Raw genomic sequence first — 610 nt, 5'->3', positions numbered from 1 at the left:
TTGACCTCTGGAACTGAAGCGATTTCTATTACAGAAATCACAGGGGCGGCTAACACGACAACCTATCAAGGTACGACGACAAGCGGGACTCCTATTTTCACGCTCGCGCTAGCGAATGATGGCTCTTATACCTTTACGTTGTTAGGTCCTCTAAATCATCCTACAAGTCCGAATTCCAATACCTTAACGATTCCATTTGATGTCGTTGCAGTTGATGGTGACGGTGATGACTCTAATCAGTATGTATTGCCAATCGAAGTGCTAGATGACACACCAGTAATGAGTGCGCCAACGGGTGAAGCGGTTGTCGATGAGGATGACCTCACTGGAATTGGTTCAGATCAATCTGAAGATACCATTATTAATGGACTGTTCACTGTCGATGAAGGCGCCGATGGCGTTGTGAAGTATGAACTGGTTGATGAAGATTTGGTTCTGACTGGCTTAACCTCTGATGGAGAAAGTTTAGAGTGGCAAGCTGTTTCACAAAATGGCACAACATTTACTTACGTTGCTCAAACAGCAGCGAGTAATGAAGCGGTGTTCGAAATTATTTTCGATACCTCAGATAACAGCTATCAATTCGAATTGTTTAAACCACTTAAGCACC

At 43.8% G+C, this 610-nt stretch carries 1 protein-coding gene; it reads left to right on the top strand.

Going from position 1 to position 610, the window contains the following annotated elements:
• Window positions 1-610, top strand: a 610-nt coding sequence (locus AB4585_RS22115) for a hypothetical protein (protein WP_372170959.1), incomplete at both ends; no start/stop codon positions are given.

The organism is Vibrio sp. 10N.222.49.C9 (genome assembly GCF_041474985.1).
In the GTDB taxonomy this organism is placed as follows: domain Bacteria; phylum Pseudomonadota; class Gammaproteobacteria; order Enterobacterales; family Vibrionaceae; genus Vibrio; species Vibrio crassostreae_C.
Note: the sequence above shows the minus strand (reverse complement) of the source record. Positions and strands in the feature narration are given on the sequence as shown.